At 69.4% G+C, this 533-nt stretch carries 2 pseudogenes; both read right to left on the bottom strand.

Annotated elements, in window-relative coordinates:
* A pseudogene (locus LPA54_RS36275) lies at positions 1 to 154 on the bottom strand (DNA starvation/stationary phase protection protein); the annotation flags it as partial.
* A 197-nt stretch (positions 155 to 351) separates the two neighbouring features.
* Positions 352 to 533, bottom strand: a pseudogene (locus LPA54_RS36270) (transcriptional regulator); the annotation flags it as partial.

The following is a 533-nucleotide window of genomic DNA, read 5'->3' as shown; positions in this document are numbered from 1 at the left end:
GGAGATGGACGGAGCGGAAGCGGGGTCCGACCACGTTCCAGTGGATCTGCTTGGCCACCAGGGAGAGGTCGATCAGATCGACCAGGGCGCCCTGCAGTGCCTCAGAAACGGTCTTCAGGTTCTCGTCGGACAACGGGCTCTTCACGACGTACATCCGCACCTCCGTGGCTGATCCCCCGCCTCCGTCTCCACGATGACGGCCCGCCGCCACACCGGCAAACGCAGCCCGCCCCGCTCCCCCCGACTCCGCGGGCATGCGAAAACCCCGGCGGCACCCCTCCGGAATTCTCCGGAGGAGCCCTCACCGGGGCATCTCACATCCTCATACCGCGCGGGCGCCGGACACCGGGCTCAGGCGGCGACGACGTCCACCGCCTCGGCGGGCGCCTTGATGGTCACCCGTTCCGGTGGCACACCGGTCACCGACACGGAACCCAGCATCGGTCGAACCGGCGTGGGTACGGGCTCGCTGGGGGTCGCTGCAGCAGACTGGGCCAGCTCGGCGAGAGCGAGTTCGTCGCTCACCTCCCGCA

The organism is Streptomyces sp. DH12, assembly GCF_020873895.1.
Classification (GTDB): Bacteria; Actinomycetota; Actinomycetes; order Streptomycetales; family Streptomycetaceae; genus Streptomyces.
Note: the sequence above shows the minus strand (reverse complement) of the source record. Positions and strands in the feature narration are given on the sequence as shown.